The 15,349-nt window shown below is 59.0% G+C and carries 16 protein-coding genes; 15 read left to right on the top strand and 1 reads right to left on the bottom strand.

What is annotated here, in order from left to right; translation table 11 throughout:
- Positions 1-154: 154 nt before the first annotated feature.
- The 15 genes from ACW8F6_RS10305 to ACW8F6_RS10375 all read left to right on the top strand — a co-directional run bounded on the left by ACW8F6_RS10305 (position 155) and on the right by ACW8F6_RS10375 (position 14,530).
- Positions 155-1,408, top strand: a complete 1,254-nt coding sequence (locus tag ACW8F6_RS10305; RefSeq protein WP_491575782.1) for a glutamate-5-semialdehyde dehydrogenase — start codon at positions 155-157, stop codon at positions 1,406-1,408.
- 6 nt (positions 1,409-1,414) lie between these two features.
- Positions 1,415-2,062, top strand: coding sequence for a nicotinate-nucleotide adenylyltransferase (gene nadD, locus ACW8F6_RS10310; protein WP_491575797.1), 648 nt, complete (start codon positions 1,415-1,417; stop codon positions 2,060-2,062).
- 36 nt (positions 2,063-2,098) lie between these two features.
- Positions 2,099-2,437: a ribosome silencing factor gene (gene rsfS / locus ACW8F6_RS10315; RefSeq protein WP_491575783.1), complete on the top strand. Its 339-nt coding sequence runs from the start codon at positions 2,099-2,101 to the stop codon at positions 2,435-2,437.
- Positions 2,437-2,904: a 23S rRNA (pseudouridine(1915)-N(3))-methyltransferase RlmH gene (gene rlmH / locus ACW8F6_RS10320; protein ID WP_491575784.1), complete on the top strand. Its 468-nt coding sequence runs from the start codon at positions 2,437-2,439 to the stop codon at positions 2,902-2,904. The genes rsfS and rlmH overlap by 1 nt, the downstream gene beginning before the upstream one ends.
- 95 nt (positions 2,905-2,999) lie before the next feature.
- The gene (mrdA, locus tag ACW8F6_RS10325) at positions 3,000-4,880 is read left to right on the top strand and encodes a penicillin-binding protein 2 (RefSeq protein WP_491575785.1); all 1,881 of its coding nucleotides are present in this window, start codon (positions 3,000-3,002) and stop codon (positions 4,878-4,880) included.
- Positions 4,877-6,022: a rod shape-determining protein RodA gene (gene rodA / locus ACW8F6_RS10330; protein ID WP_491575786.1), complete on the top strand. Its 1,146-nt coding sequence runs from the start codon at positions 4,877-4,879 to the stop codon at positions 6,020-6,022. The genes mrdA and rodA overlap by 4 nt, the downstream gene beginning before the upstream one ends.
- Positions 6,023-6,166: 144 nt before the next feature.
- Positions 6,167-7,159, top strand: a complete 993-nt coding sequence (gene mltB, locus ACW8F6_RS10335) for a lytic murein transglycosylase B (protein WP_491575787.1) — start codon at positions 6,167-6,169, stop codon at positions 7,157-7,159.
- Positions 7,140-8,087 carry a septal ring lytic transglycosylase RlpA family protein gene (locus tag ACW8F6_RS10340; RefSeq protein WP_491575788.1) on the top strand — a complete coding sequence of 316 codons (948 nt, stop codon included), beginning with the start codon at positions 7,140-7,142 and terminating at the stop codon, positions 8,085-8,087. The genes mltB and ACW8F6_RS10340 overlap by 20 nt, the downstream gene beginning before the upstream one ends.
- Positions 8,088-8,124: 37 nt before the next feature.
- Positions 8,125-9,300, top strand: coding sequence for a D-alanyl-D-alanine carboxypeptidase family protein (locus tag ACW8F6_RS10345; RefSeq protein WP_491575789.1), 1,176 nt, complete (start codon positions 8,125-8,127; stop codon positions 9,298-9,300).
- A 127-nt stretch (positions 9,301-9,427) separates the two neighbouring features.
- Complete coding sequence (locus ACW8F6_RS10350; protein WP_491575790.1) at positions 9,428-9,700, top strand: HP0495 family protein; 273 nt, start codon at positions 9,428-9,430, stop codon at positions 9,698-9,700.
- A gap of 1 nt (position 9,701) precedes the next feature.
- On the top strand, positions 9,702-10,406 hold the full coding sequence (lipB, locus tag ACW8F6_RS10355; RefSeq protein ID WP_491575791.1) for a lipoyl(octanoyl) transferase LipB: 705 nt from the start codon (positions 9,702-9,704) through the stop codon (positions 10,404-10,406).
- Positions 10,407-10,432: 26 nt separating this feature from the next.
- Positions 10,433-11,446, top strand: coding sequence for a lipoyl synthase (gene lipA, locus ACW8F6_RS10360; protein WP_491575792.1), 1,014 nt, complete (start codon positions 10,433-10,435; stop codon positions 11,444-11,446).
- Positions 11,421-11,948 carry a GNAT family N-acetyltransferase gene (locus ACW8F6_RS10365; protein ID WP_491575793.1) on the top strand — a complete coding sequence of 176 codons (528 nt, stop codon included), beginning with the start codon at positions 11,421-11,423 and terminating at the stop codon, positions 11,946-11,948. Before lipA ends, ACW8F6_RS10365 begins: the two co-directional genes overlap by 26 nt.
- Positions 11,949-12,141: 193 nt before the next feature.
- Positions 12,142-14,223: a thioredoxin domain-containing protein gene (locus ACW8F6_RS10370; protein ID WP_491575794.1), complete on the top strand. Its 2,082-nt coding sequence runs from the start codon at positions 12,142-12,144 to the stop codon at positions 14,221-14,223.
- Positions 14,207-14,530 carry a hypothetical protein gene (locus tag ACW8F6_RS10375; RefSeq protein ID WP_491575795.1) on the top strand — a complete coding sequence of 108 codons (324 nt, stop codon included), beginning with the start codon at positions 14,207-14,209 and terminating at the stop codon, positions 14,528-14,530. The genes ACW8F6_RS10370 and ACW8F6_RS10375 overlap by 17 nt, the downstream gene beginning before the upstream one ends.
- On the opposite strand, the gene ACW8F6_RS10380 is transcribed toward ACW8F6_RS10375, so the two are convergent.
- Positions 14,527-15,231 (bottom strand): glycerophosphodiester phosphodiesterase, encoded by a 705-nt coding sequence (locus tag ACW8F6_RS10380; protein ID WP_491575796.1) that lies wholly within the window; start codon positions 15,229-15,231, stop codon positions 14,527-14,529. The genes ACW8F6_RS10375 and ACW8F6_RS10380 overlap by 4 nt on opposite strands.
- Positions 15,232-15,349 lie beyond the last annotated feature (118 nt).

Consider the following 15,349-nt stretch of genomic DNA (forward strand, 5'->3'; position numbering starts at 1 on the left):
CTGGCGCCCCGGGCTCGCTTGCTGTGGTTGGCCAGGGTGTTAGATAACTTGAGTAAGGCGTAAGATCGCCGAATTTAGCGACTCGTTTGCTGCGATTTTAGGTTGATCATCAAAACCGGTATAATGCCCGCCCCGCAATCAAAGGTTCTGATTAATGGATATACAAAGCTACATGCACACCTTGGGGCAACAAGCCCGGGCCGCCAGCCGTATTTTGGCCGGTGCAGACACCGCCTTGAAGAACGCGGCACTGCTCGCCATCGCCGATGAATTGGCGGCTGCTCGTGAACAGTTAGCTGAAGAGAATTCAAAAGATATGGAGGCCGGTCGCGCCAATGGGCTGGACGCCGCCATGCTGGACCGGCTGGCGCTGACGCCCGCCGTGATCGACGGTATGATGGAAGGCCTGCGCCAGGTAGCCGCGCTGCCCGACCCCTGCGGTGAAATCAGCGAAATGAGCTACCGGCCCTCGGGTATTCAACTGGGCAAAATGCGCGTGCCATTGGGCGTAATCGGTATCATTTACGAAAGTCGCCCCAACGTGACCATCGACGCTGCAAGCCTCTGCCTCAAGTCCGGCAACGCCACAATTTTGCGCGGCGGCAGTGAAGCCATTCACTCCAATCGCGCCATTGCCGCCTGTATTTCCCGCGGCCTGGAAAAAGTCGGCTTGCCCGGCCATTGCGTGCAGGTGGTGGAAACCACCGACCGCGCCGCCGTGGGTGAGCTGATCACTCAGAAAGACTATGTGGATGTGATTGTGCCGCGCGGCGGTAAGGGGCTGATCGAGCGCATTAGCAACGATGCCCGCGTGCCGGTGATCAAGCATCTGGACGGTATCTGCCACGTGTACATCGACGATCGCGCCGATTTGGATATGGCCTTTAACATTGCACTGAATGCCAAGACGCACCGCTACGGCGTTTGCAATGCCATGGAAACGCTGCTGGTCAACGAGGGAGTGGCCTTTGAGATCCTGCCCCGTTTGGCGCAGGCCTATGCCGAAAAAGGCGTGGAGCTGCGCGGCTGCGAGAAGACCCGCGCGGTCATCGACGCCAAGGTCGCCACCGACGAGGACTGGGCCACGGAATACCTGGCCCCCGTATTGTCCATCCGCGTAGTGGCCGATATGGCCGCCGCCATGGCGCACATCGATCAGTACTCCTCGGGCCACACCGAAGTCATTGTCACCGAAGACTATGGCCGCGCGCACACCTTTATTCGACAGGTGGACTCCAGTTCGGTCATGGTGAACGCCTCCAGCCGGTTTGCCGATGGCTTTGAGTATGGTCTGGGTGCGGAAATCGGTATTTCCACCGACAAGTTACACGCGCGGGGCCCCGTGGGCCTGGTGGGGTTAACCTCGCAAAAATGGATTGTCTTTGGCACCGGTCAGGTGCGCCAATAATTGACTGTGCGCGTGGGGGTACTGGGCGGCACCTTTGACCCGGTGCACGTGGGCCATCTACAGCTAGCGGTGTCTGTGCGCCAGGCCCTGGCGTTAGATGACATGCGCCTGATGCCGGCCCATATTCCACCGCACCGCGCCAGCCCGCAGGTGGATGCCCAGGTGCGGGCGCAATTGGTGCGCCAGGCCCTGATTGACTACCCTGAATTGCAGTTGGACACGCGCGAGCTACGTGTGAATGCGCCGTCATACACGGTTAACAGTCTGCGTGAATTGCGCGCAGAGTTGGGCGCAGCGGCCGGTCTCTATTTTGTAATGGGTATGGACTCGCTGCGCAACCTGGATCACTGGCACAGGTGGCAGCAGTTGATCGATTATGCCCACCTGGTGGTGCTGGGCCGGCCCGGCGAATCCCCCCCGGCTGAAGGCCAGCTCGCGCAATGGGTTGCCGAGCATAGCTGCGACAAAGCCGGCGCGATGGCGCGCCCCGCAGGTGGTATATGGTTGATGGAATCGGCGCTGATACCGGTGTCGGCCACAGAAATTCGCGCGGCCCTAGCGGCCGGCCAGGCTGTGGACCAGTGGCTGAGTCCCGCCGTCGCCGCCTATATTCGACAACACCGGTTGTACGGGCCCAAGGCCCGCGCCGACTGACCCTATTTTTGAGTAAACACTGGAAATACAGAGCTAATGGCTGAACACCTGAACGACATCATTATCAACGCCCTGGAAGACACCAAGGCCAAAGACCTGGTGACATTGGACGTGCGCGAGCTGTCCGATGTCATGGACACATTGATCATCGCCAGCGGCACCTCCAGCCGCCATGTGCGCTCGCTAGCTGAAAACGCCATCGAAGAAGCGAAAAAGCGCGACATTCGTCCCCTGGGTGTGGAGGGATTGGATGCACCCGAGTGGGTGCTGGTGGATTTTGGCGATACGGTGCTGCACGTGATGATGCCGGCTACCCGCGAACTCTACGATTTGGAAAAACTCTGGTCGATGAAGCCGAGCGATCGCCAGGCCTGATGCGTATTCGATTGATCGCCGTTGGCACCCGCATGCCCGATTGGGTGCAAACGGCCTTTGCCGAGTACGCCAAGCGATTGCCGCGCGAACTGGCGCTGGAGCTGGTGGAAATTCCCCTGGGGCCGCGCTCGAAATCCAGCAGTACGAGTGCGGCTATAGCCAAAGAATCGGCGGCTATTTTGAGTGCCATCGGCGACGGTGACCGGGTTATCGCCTTGGAGGTTAAGGGTAAAGACTGGTCCACCGAACAGCTGGCGCAACAATTGGCCAAGTGGCAAATGGACGGTGGCAACGTGTCGCTGCTGGTGGGCGGGCCAGACGGATTGTCCGATGACTGTCGCGCTCGCGCCGATGTGCATTGGTCGCTGTCGCGCTTAACGCTGCCGCATCCGCTTGTGCGTGTTTTGTTGTCGGAACAGATTTACCGCGCCTGGACGATTCTCGCCAACCATCCTTACCACAAATAGCGGAATTTTTTGCGCGCGCCGTTGTCTCAGGCCACTGGGGCCACGGCAAGTGTGGTAACGTTGCGCACGCAAAGACGACGAAAAACAGCGACTGAATGTCAGACCACCTGCAAATAAAAGATCATCACCGCGAGGCAAGAATTTTTGCCCGACGGGTGGGCGTCGCTGGCGTTTTAATAGTGGGTTTGCTGGCTGTTGTTTTCCTGCGCTACTACCGTTTGCAAATTATCGAGCACCAGGATTACGTCACCCGCTCCGACCGAAACCGGGTGCAGGTGCAGGCGATACCGCCCACGCGCGGTTTGATCTACGACCGGCGCGGCCGATTGCTGGCCGATAATCGTCCCAGCTACACACTGTCCATTGTGCGCGAGCAAACCGATGACCTAGAGCAAACCCTGGCTCGGGTACAGACACTGGTGGCCGTAGACGACGAAGATCTATCCACTTTTCGCGAACGTCTAAAACAGCGCCGGCGCCCCTATGAAGCCATCCCATTGCGCTACCGCCTGTCGGAAGATGAAATTGCCCGGCTGGCGGTCAACGAGTATCAACTCGAGGGCGTCGAAGTCAGTGCCGAGTTGGTGCGCCACTATCCCCTAGGTGAATTGTTTGCGCACAGCATTGGATATGTGGGGCGCATTAACGAGCGCGAGTTGGCCGAGTTCGACGAGGCGCTGTATGCGCGCTATTCGGGTACCCACACCATTGGCAAGCTGGGCTTGGAAAAGTTTTACGAATCCGAATTGCTTGGTCAGGTTGGCAGTCAGCACGTGGAAATTAACGCCCGGGGGCGTATCCTGAGGGTACTGGATTATCAGCCGCCCACCGCTGGGCAAAATTTGACTCTGCACTTGGACACTCAGCTGCAGCAAGTGGCGCACGAGGCTCTGGGCGGCAAGCGCGGCTCGGTGGTGGCCATCGAAGTGGCCACCGGTGGCGTGGTGGCGATGGTGTCCACGCCGGCCTTTGACCCCAACCTATTTGTCACCGGTATCAGCTTTGCCGATTACAAGGCTCTAAATGAATCCCTTGATCTGCCACTGTTTAACCGCACCTTACAGGGTCAGTATCCGCCCGGCTCCACGTTGAAGCCAATGCTGGGCCTGGCGGGCCTTTACTACAAGGTGGTGGACGCCAACTACAGTGTTCGCGACCCCGGCTTTTACCAGCTCGACAACGACGAGCGTTTGTACCGCGACTGGAAAAAGGAGGGGCACGGCGCGCGTGTGGCCCTGCACACGGCCATTGAGCAATCCTGCGACGTGTATTTTTACGATTTGTCGTTTCGCATGGGCATAGACCGCATGCACGAATTTGGCAGCCATTTTGGTCTGGGGATGGCCACCGGCATCGACGTACCGCACGAGCGCTCGGGCAATTGGCCCTCCAAAGCCTGGAAGCGCAAAGCGCGCGGGCTGCCCTGGTTTCCCGGCGACAGTTTAAATGTGGGCATTGGGCAGGGCGCCGTACTCACTACGCCGCTGCAACTGGCGGTTATGACGGCCACCCTGGCCAGCAAGGGTGTGCGCCGCACGCCGCATCTGGTGCGCCGCGTGGGTAACGCAACCCAGCCCACTGTCGAAGCCACGTCGGTGGCGGTGGATGTGAAGGACTGGCGTATTGTCGAACAGGCCATGGAAGCGGTGGTGAGCAGCCTGCGGGGCACGGCGCAGAGCATCAATCGAGGCCTGACTTACCGCATTGCCGGCAAAACAGGCACCGCCCAGGTGGTGGGCATCGCCCAGGGCGAGGAGTACGACTCCGAAGCCCTGCAGGAACGCTATCGCGATCACGCCCTGTTTGTGGCTTTTGCCCCGGCCGAGGCGCCCCAGCTGGCCATAGCGGTGATCGTCGAAAATGGCGAGAAGAGTTCCACTGCCGCGAAGGTGGCGCGCACACTCTTCGATGCCTATTTTGCGGCGGAGCAACAACCGAAAGAGAATGTTTGGCTTGGCAATGGAGGGCAGCCATGAGCGGTGGAGATTTTCGGCGCAGAATGCCCGAGGCCCACGCGGATTTGCGACGCAAGGCCGGTTGGTTGCAGGCTATGCACATCGATCTGCCACTGCTGGTGCTGTTGGCGGCGTTAACCTGTTTGGGGTTAATTGTGCTCTACAGTGCAGCTGGTTCCGAGCTGCACTATGTGAAGCGCCAGAGCGTGTTTTTTGTATTGGGTTATATCGGTATGTTTATCGTGGCCCAGATTCCGCTGGCAATGATGCAGCGCTGGGCGCCCTGGGTCTACGCCGGCGGCTTGATTTTACTGGTGCTGGTGCTGCTCGTCGGCACTGGCGCCAAGGGCGCGCAGCGCTGGCTGGGGGTGGGTAGCTTCCGTTTTCAACCGTCGGAAATTCTCAAGCTGGCAGTGCCGGTATTGTTGGCCGCCTATTTGGCCCGCCGGCTGTTGCCACCCACTTTCAAGCACATTATCTGGTCGTTAATTCTCATCGGAATGCCCACGGTACTGATACTTAAACAGCCCGATCTGGGTACCTCGCTGCTGATTGCTCAGTCGGGTTTGGTGGTGCTGTTTTTTGCGGGCCTCGGTTGGCGCTACATTGTCGGTGCACTGCTATTGGTGATTTCGGCCCTCTACCCCATGTGGCACTACGTGATGCACGATTATCAAAAGCAGCGCGTGCTGACGCTGCTGAATCCTGAGGCCGATAAGCTCGGTGCAGGCTGGAATATTATTCAATCTAAAACGGCGATTGGCTCGGGCGGGCTGGAGGGTAAGGGTTGGCTGTCGGGCACCCAATCGCATCTGAATTTTTTACCGGAGAGCCACACCGATTTCATTATTGCGGTACTGGCCGAAGAATTTGGCCTGTTGGGCGTTATTTTATTAATGCTGCTCTATGTCTTTGTGATTGCCAGAGGCTTTATGATAGCCGTCAAAGCCCAGGACTCCTTTGGCCGCTTGCTGGCGGGCGCGCTGACCTTCACTCTGTTTGTGTATGTGTTTGTCAATATGGGCATGGTGGCCGGCCTGTTGCCGATTGTGGGAGTGCCGCTACCACTGGTGAGTCACGGGGGTACCTCGCTGCTGACATTGATGGCGGGTTTTGGCGTACTGATGGCAATCAGTACCGAGCGGCGCCGCGTTACCCTGTAGCGGCGCCGTGCAGTTTTAGTGCTGTGCGCCGGTACCGCACGGCGGGTTGCCGGGCATGTTAGCCTAGGCACGGCGTGCGTAGGTGGTGCACCGATTACCGCACTCGCTAAAGCGGGTGTGTCTGAAATTTATATTGAGGTAGCAATGGTTAAAAAAATCCTTAGCGCTGTGTTTCTGGCTGCAATCTCACAAGGGCTGCAGGCCGATTACCGCGAGCATGCCGAGGCAAAGGCATTTATGAAAGACATGCTGGCGCAGGACGTGGCCAGTGAAGCCCAGCTCAGCGCGTGGTTTGCCAGCGCGAAGAAGCAGCAATCGATATTAGATGCCATTGCGCGACCGGCAGAAAAAACCCTAACCTGGGCCGAGTACGCGAAAATATTTTTGACCCAGGACCGCATTCAAAAAGGTGTGGAATTCTGGCGCGAGCACGCCGCCACCCTGGCGCGCGCCGAGTCAAAATTTGGCGTACCGGCGAGCATGATCGTGGCCATTATCGGTGTGGAAACCCGCTCCGGCCGCAATATGGGTAGCTACCGCGTGTTGGATGCACTGTCTACGCTGGCCTTTGATTACCCGCCGCGCGCCGATTTTTTCCGCAAGGAACTCGTTAACTTTTTGCAGTTGACGCAGGAGCAGCAGCAAGATCCGCTGGCGCTCAAGGGGTCCTACGCCGGCGCCATGGGTTACGGTCAGTTTATGCCCTCCAGTTTCCGTCACTACGCCGTAGATTTTGACGGCGATGCCATTGCCGATATTTGGGCCAATCCAGTGGATGCCATCGGCAGTGTGGCAAATTACTTCGCCGCCCACGGCTGGCAGACAGGGGCGCCGGTCACCACCCGGGTGCGGGTGGCCGACAATTACAAGGAGGCGCTGCTCAATACCACCCTGAAGCCCGACACCCTGGTGTCGGATGCCCGCGCCGCTGGTTTTACACCCGTGGACAAGTTGGCCGACGATGCCTGGGTGACGTTGTACAAACTGGATGGCGAACAGGGTGCAGAATTCTGGGCCGGCGCTCAGAATTACTATGTCATCACGCGCTACAACCGCAGCCGCATGTACGCGCTCGCGGCCTACCAACTTTCACAAGCCATTGAGCAAAAGTACCAGCATGATCGCAAGCAGAAATAATATTCGCCAGGTTGCTCGCGTCGGGCTGGCCGTGGTTGTGTGTCTGGGTATGGTGGCTTGCAGCAGCCAGCCCAAACAGCCCAAGCCTTCAGAGGCCGACCAGCGTCAAGCCTCGCGCTACCAGGTGGCGCAGGATTACGGCCCCGAGACGCCGCTTGATGTGTCCCATGTACCCGATGCGGTGCCCAAGGTGGAGCCGCGCACCAGCGCCGGCAATAAATCGCCCTATACCGTGCTGGGCGAAACCTACGCGCTGTTACCGGCCGATGTACCCTATGTGGAAGAGGGGTTGGCGTCTTGGTATGGCAAAAAGTTTCACGGGCACCAGACCTCCAATGGCGAAATCTACAACATGTACGGCATGACCGCCGCCCATAAAACGCTGCGCATCCCCACCTATGTCAGGGTGACTAACCTCGACAACCAGCGCAGTGTGATTGTGCGGGTCAACGATCGGGGCCCGTTTCACTCAGATCGCATTATCGATCTGTCCTACGCGGCTGCGCGCAAACTTGATTATGCCGAGCGGGGCACAGCGCGGGTGCGGGTAGAAGCCATCGATCCGGAGCAGTGGGCCAGAGACAATCAATCGTCCACCGAGGCCGTGGCCCAAGCAGCTAATCAACCACCCAAACTGGAGGGCGCAACGCTGGAACAGCGGGCGCCGTTACCCGAGAGTGTGGAGGGCTACCAATTGCCCGCCAATACGTTTTTGCAGGCGGGCGCCTTTTCCTCGAAGGACTCCGCCAACAACCTGCGCGACCTGCTTGGCGGCCTGACTCACTACCCGGTGTTTGTGGCGCGGGCCAATAGCAACAGCATGTACCGCGTGCGCATTGGCCCCATCAGCGACAACTACGACTTAATGCAAATTCGCGAACTGGTTTTTCGCAAAGGTGGCGTTAGGCCGCATGTGGTTTACCAGTAATTCTTAACGTTTAACTCATTACGGAACAAATGGCATCATGATGGTTTGGATTTCTCGTACCTTAAAGCACACGCTGGCGCTCGCGGCCACGGCCTCCTTGGCCTGGTTGCCTACGGCGATGGCTGCACCGGTAATAATTCCCTCTCCGCCGCAAATCTCCTCCACTGGCTACATCCTGATAGACGCCGACACCGGCAAGGTGTTGGTGGAGCACAATGCCGACGAACAACTACCGCCGGCCAGTCTCACCAAAATGATGACCAGTTATATTGTCTCCGGCGATATCGCCAGCGGCAAAATTTCTGAGCAAGACTTGGTGGATATCAGCGTCAAGGCCTGGCGCATGGGTGGCTCTAAAATGTTCGTGCGCGAGGGCACACAGGTCTCGGTGATTGACCTGTTGCGCGGCGTGATTATTCAGTCGGGCAACGATGCCAGCGTGGCGCTGGCCGAGTATGTGGCTGGCAGCGAAGACGCCTTTGCGGATGTTATGAACCAACAGGCGGCCCTGTTGGGCATGACCGGCACCCACTATAAAAACGCCACTGGCTGGCCCGCCGAGGGTCACCTGACCACCGCCCGGGATTTATCGCTGCTGGCCCAGGCGCTGATCAACCACCACCCAGAGCACTATGCGCTCTACTCCGAAAAATATTTCGCCTACAACGGCATCAATCAACCCAACCGCAACAAACTCCTGTTCACCGACGACAGTGTGGACGGCATTAAGACCGGTCACACCGACGAGGCCGGCTACTGCCTGGTGGCCTCTGGCCAGCGCGACGGCATGCGGTTGATTTCTGTGGTCATGGGCACCAAGAGCGAAAAGGCCCGCGCCACCGAGTCTCAGAAACTGTTGGCCTACGGCTTCCGCTACTTCCAAACCCATCAGGTGTACGGTGCCGGCGAAGTGCTGTCCACGAACCGCGTTTGGGGCGGCAAGCAGGACCAGGTGGCACTGGGTGTGGCCGAGCGCGTGGCGCTGACCATTCCGCGCGGCGCCGAGGGCAACTTGCAGGCGACTCTGTCTATTCCCGAAGAGATCAAAGCGCCGCTGAGCGCCGGTCAGGCCCTTGGCAAGCTGACCATCAGCCTAGATGGCGAGGTTCTCTACGATCAGCCCTTGGTGGTCACCGAGGATGTGGCCCAGGCCGGTTGGCTGGCGCGGGTGTGGGATGCCATTAAATTGTTCTTCTACAACCTGTTTAACTGATCCGTCGCGCCCGACGGGCGCGCCGGACGGGCGCGCGAACAGGGCAGTTTGGCCACAGCGGTAGAGGCCGCTGTGGCAAAGCGCTATAATCTGGGCCCGTTTTTATGTGCTCAGGTAACGGCTGTCGATGTCCCAGCAAGAACCCCCCAAAATAGAATTTCCCTGCCCAAATTACCCCGTTAAGATCATGGGGGATGCCGGCCAGGCCCTGCACGACCTGGTGGCCGAGGTCATGGCCCGCCATGTGGCGGACTTCCGGCCCGAGCAGGTGAGCGTCCGCGATTCGGCCAAAGGCAATTTTCAATCGCTCACGGTGATGATTACCGCCACCGGCGAAGACCAGTTGCAGGCCATTTTCCAGGACCTGAAGCAAAACCCCATTGTGCGCATGGTGCTTTGATTTGGCACCAGCCCCCGAATTGATTATCCGCTGGCTGGGCTCGCTGCCCTACGAACCGGTGTGGCGCACCATGTCGGCGCTGACCTCGGTGCGCGACGAACAGACCCCCGACGAGCTGTGGTTGCTGGAGCACCCGCCGGTGTTCACCCAGGGCCAGGCGGGCAAAGCCGAGCATCTGCTGATGCCGGGCGATATCCCCGTGGTGCAGGTCGATCGCGGCGGCCAGGTGACCTACCACGGCCCCGGACAGCTGGTGGGTTACCCGCTGTTAGATATTAAGCGCCTGGGTCTGGGTGTGCGAGAGCTGGTAACGGCCATCGAAGCGCTGGTGGTTGACACCGCCGCCAGTTATGGCGTCGATGCCTACCCCAAGGCGGACGCGCCGGGTGTGTACGTGGACCTGCCCGACTATCCAGGCGCGAAAATTGCGTCTCTGGGCCTGAGGGTGCGCAAGCACCGCAGCTACCACGGGCTGGCTTTGAATGTGAATATGGATCTGTCGGCCTTTGGCCGCATTAACCCCTGTGGTTACCAGGGCCTGCAGATGACACAACTGGCAGACCTGTGCGACACGGCGCCTGCGGTCGAGCAGGTGGCACAGCGGATGAGCGAACTTTTTGTAAAACAACTGGGCTACCAGCGCGTCACAGAAACCCGCGAGCTCCACCCAAATCTAACGGCTGCACTGGCAGCCAGCAACGGCTGAACCGCGCTGCGATCCGAGGAACCAACATGACAGACAAGCTTACCCAAAACGCCGAATTAGCCGTCGAGCTGCCGGTAAAGCGCAGTCAGCGCCTGAAGCAGGGCGAAAAGCTGCGCGATGCCGACAAGGTGGAAAAAATTCCCGTTAAGGTCATCGCCACCGATGGCCCGCAGCGCAAGCCCGATTGGATTCGCGTGCGCCTGGAAGTGAATCCAGAGGTGGATCGCATCAAGAAAATTCTGCGCAAAAACAAGTTGGCCTCCGTGTGCGAAGAGGCCAACTGCCCCAATTTAGGCGAGTGTTTCAGCGGCGGTACGGCCACCTTCATGATCATGGGTGAAATATGTACGCGGCGCTGCCCCTTTTGCGATGTGGGCCACGGCAAGCCCAATCCGCTCGATCCCGAAGAGCCGCTCAAATTAGCGGAGGCCATTGCCGAAATGCGCCTGAAGTACGTAGTGATTACCTCGGTGGATCGCGACGATTTACGCGACGGCGGCGCCCAGCACTTTGCCGACTGTATACGCGAAGCCCGCGCGCTCAGCGAAAACTTGCAAGTTGAGGTACTGGTGCCGGATTTTCGCGGCCGCATGGACATCGCACTGGATATTTTAGAAGCCGAGGCGCCCGATGTTTTCAACCACTATCTGGAAACCGTGCCGCGCCTCTACCGCCAGGCGCGCCCGGGCGCCAACTATGGCTGGTCGCTAAAGCTGCTGAAGGAGTACAAGGCCCGTCGCCCCGATGTGCTTACCAAATCGGGTTTGATGGTGGGCCTGGGCGAGACCAAGGAAGAGATTATCGAAGTAATGCGCAACTTGCGCGAGCACGATGTGGACATGCTCACCATTGGCCAGTACCTACAGCCCTCCAAAGATCACCTGCCAGTCGACCGCTACGTGCACCCGGACGAGTTTAACGAATACGCGCGCTTGGCCGAGACCATGGGCTTTAAGCACGCAGCCTGTGGACCCCTGGTGCGCTCGTCCTACCACGCCGACAAACAGGCCCACGGTGAGCAGCTTCCCAGCGCCCACTGATGCCTCATTGACGCTCCCCGCCGGCGTTCGGACCTGTGCACTGCAGGCCCAGCCGGCGCTGGCCGAAGAACTCGCCAATTGGCTCCAGCAAGAGCGCGAGCAGGCCGGTTACGCCGGCACCCGAGCCCAAACACTCGCGCGATTAACGGCCGAAAGGCCGGATTCTCTGCCCTGCACCCGTGTGGCTCTGGCCGGCCAGCAGCTAGTGGGCGCGGCGACACTCACCCACTTTCGCGGGCGCTTGGCCCAGGCCGATGCGCTTTGGCTGACCAACCTTTGGGTGCACCCGCGCTGGCGCCGGCAGGGCATAGGTGCGGCACTGACGGTCGAACAGCAGCGTCTGGCTCACACGCTCGGACGTTCCTCCCTGTGGCTTTACACGCGCGATCAGCAGGCGTTCTACCTGCGCTTGGGGTGGCGTCTGCACCAACAACGCACCCTGCGCGGTAAGCCCATCACGATCATGAAGATCGCGCTGTCTGCCCCCCACATCGCCGGCTAGCCAGCTACACTCTCATTGCAATCTGTGTGCACCGTCTACCGGGCCTGACTAACCATTCGTCGGTCTCGCAGGTATTTTAGCTAAGGCATTGATTGTTAAACGCTTTCACACAAAAGTTGGTGCTATGCTTGAAGGGGCATACGGCAGGTCGTAGCCGCACAAACACGCTGGATGAAAGGGAACGCCGCGCTAAATGAGCTTGCGCAATGCATTGCAAGGGCAAGATAACCGCTACTTGCAACAACACGCCAATGACCCGGTTGCCTGGCAACTCTGGTCGCCCGAAACCCTCGAGACGGCGCGCCGCCTCGACAGACCCATATTGCTGTCGATCGGTTACTCCGCCTGCCACTGGTGCCAGGTAATGCAACGGGAATCCTTCTCAGATCCGGCGATTGCGCAGCAGATAAACGAGCAGTTCATCAGCATCAAGGTTGATAAAGAAGAGCGGCCGGACTTGGATGATATTTTTCAGACGGCCCATCAGCTGCTCAATGGCCAGCCGGGGGGGTGGCCGCTCACGGTGTTCCTGTGCCCTAAAACCCGCCTGCCCTTCGTAGTGGGCACCTATTTTCCCCGCGAGCCAGCCCACGGGCGTATACCCATTCAAGACTTGTTGATCCGCGTGGATCACTTTTATCGCGAGCAGCCCAAAGACTTTCAGAATTTGCGCGACCAGATGGGCAAGAGTTTTAAGGCGCTGAACGACCTCCCCAAGTCCGACCTGCCCGAATTGGCCGACTTGTACTTGTTGCACGAGGCCACCCAGCGGTTATTAGCCAACGCCGATCGCGAGTACGGCGGTTTTAAGGGCGCGCCCAAATTTATTCTGCCATTCAATCTATTTCGCCTGTTGGAAACCGTATTTGAAGGCTCGGCACTCGCCGAGGATGCCGAAGCGCATTTGCGCCTGTCGCTCAATCGCATTGGCGCGTCGGCCATTCACGATGCCATTGACGGTGGCTTTTTTCGCTACACCAGCGACGAGGCCTGGACCCAGCCGCATTTTGAAAAAATGCTGTTCGACAATGCCATTGTGGTGGGGCTTTATGCCGCCGCCGCTGCGCGTTTGCAAGACCCGCTGTACGGTTACGTGGCGCGCCAAACGCTTACCTGGCTGCGCCGCGCGCTGGCCACGCCCGAGGGGTTTGGCGCCAGTTTAGACAGCAGTACCGGCGACGGCGACGGCACGGCCTACCGCTATACCCGCACGGAAATTAAGCAGGCCGTTACCGAGCCTGAATACCAGTTTTTAAACGAACTTTACGGTTTAGAGCGCAAACTCAACGACGACTTTTTACTGCACTGTGCGCGCTCGCCCGAAGATGCAGCGCTGCGTGCGAATATTGATATCCGCCAAGCCACGGCGTTATTTGATACAGCGCGAGATAAATTGCGCCTCTTGCGCTACCAAAAACCCCTGCCTGCCCGCGACGATAAGGTGATCTGCAGTTGGAACGCCTTGTTGGCAAAGTCCATGGCGCAGGCCGCTCGCTTCTTGGAGGATGAACAGGCTATTGGGCAGGCGCAACAACTGGTGGATCTGTTGGTCGACAGCCACTGGTACAACAAGCGCCTGTGCAGCATCGTCAAGAAAGACGGCGAGCGGCTGCCGGCGTTTCTGGATGACTATGCCTTCTTGCTGTTGGCGCTGCTGGACATGCTGCGCGTCGAGTGGCGCGATACCGATTACCACATGGCGCGCCACTTGGCCGAGGGGCTGCTCAGCCACTTTTACGATCAACAGGACGGCGGATTTTTCTATGTGGCACACGACCACGAAGAGCTCCCATTTAAGCCCAAACCCTTTGCCGACACTATGACACCGTCGGGCAACGGCGCGGCAGCCTTGGCGCTGATTCGCTTTGGCCACTTAACGGCCGAGCCGCGCTATGTGGCGGCTGCGCGGCACACGGTGACGCACGCCATGCCGTTATTGCGGCGCCAGCCCGAGGCGTACTACACATTGTTGCAAGCCATGCGCGAAGTACTGCTGCCAAAACCGGTGGTGTTATTACTGGGCGATGAGCCCATGGCAGTGTGGCAACAGCAGTTACAGGCAAAATACCAAGACCAGATTTACCACTACCGGGTGCCCCTCAGCTCGGAGTTTCACCCGCCCGAGGTGATGGTCATGGATGAAAATACCGGTGTTATTTGCCAAGCCGATCAATGCGAAGAGGGGCACGCATCGCTCGCGGGCTTGTGCGCGGCACTGGATAGCGCACTACAACCCCAAACCGAGGCCGAGGTGCACAATGTCGCTGCCGACTAATCGCCTGTTAATGGAGTTTGAACGCTTGTTGCGCGAGGCCAATCGCGAGGCAATCAATCCAATTCTAGAAGAGCTCACGCTCAACCAGCTCAAGCCCATGGCGCAGTTGGTGGCCAGGGCCAGGGCCAGCTACCTGAAGCGCCTGCACGAACTCGCGCTGAAATACGAGGGCACCGAAAACCTGCCCTCCGAAGACGAGATGCAGGCGCTGGCGAAATTGCGCACTCGGTTTTTAGATTTGGTGGAAGGGTCCAAATCCTTTGAAACGGCCATCCAGCGCGGCTATTTGGATGTCAAAAATCGCTAGCGATTCGGCTGCCAGGCCTGGAGTTGTTCCGGCAGGTCGGTAAAAACACCGTCGACACCCAACTCTAACAACCACTGCCAGTCGTCGGCGTGGTTAACGGTGTAGACGTAGCTCTTGAGCCCGGCGCGGGCCACAGCCCGCACCAGATCGCGATTGATAAAATTGATCGACGGATTAAAACAGTAGGCTTGCAGGCGTGCGCACAGTTCTGCCGCGCGCAGTGGAATCCCCTCGACTAACACTCCGCGCCGAATCTCGGGCAGCCGCTGCATGCAATACAACAACTGCACCTGATCGAAGCTGGAAATCAAAAAGTCCTCTGCCTGGCCGCCTTGGTGCAGCTGGTCGCCCAGCCATTGGCAGAGTAAGGGGGCGGTATCTGGGCCTTTGATTTCGATGTTGAGCAAACAGCGGCCCCGAGTGAGGTTGGAGACCTGTTGCAGGCGTGGCAGCGGTTCGCCGTTGGGTAGTTGTAGCTGGTTTAAGGCCGCTGTATCCAGGCTGTCGAGCCTGCCGGTGCCGGGCAGGGTTCTGCCCAGGCGTCGATCGTGCGTGACCCACAGCTCGCCCGCCAGTGCCCACAGGTCAATTTCCACGGCGTCCACACCCAGTGCTACCGCGCCCTCTACGGCCGCTAAGCTATTTTCTGGGCCAAAGGATTTGCCCCCGCGGTGAGCGATGGTAAACAAGCGATCGGTCATAGTGCCTCCAGCGAGTAGGGTCTCAGTATGTCATTGCAGCCCTAACTTGCCCAGCGGCCGATTTGTTTAAATATTCACCAGTTTGGGGCTGCAATCGGCGGGGCAAGCCAGTAGAATG

The sequence above is a fragment of the Simiduia sp. genome (assembly GCF_058345725.1).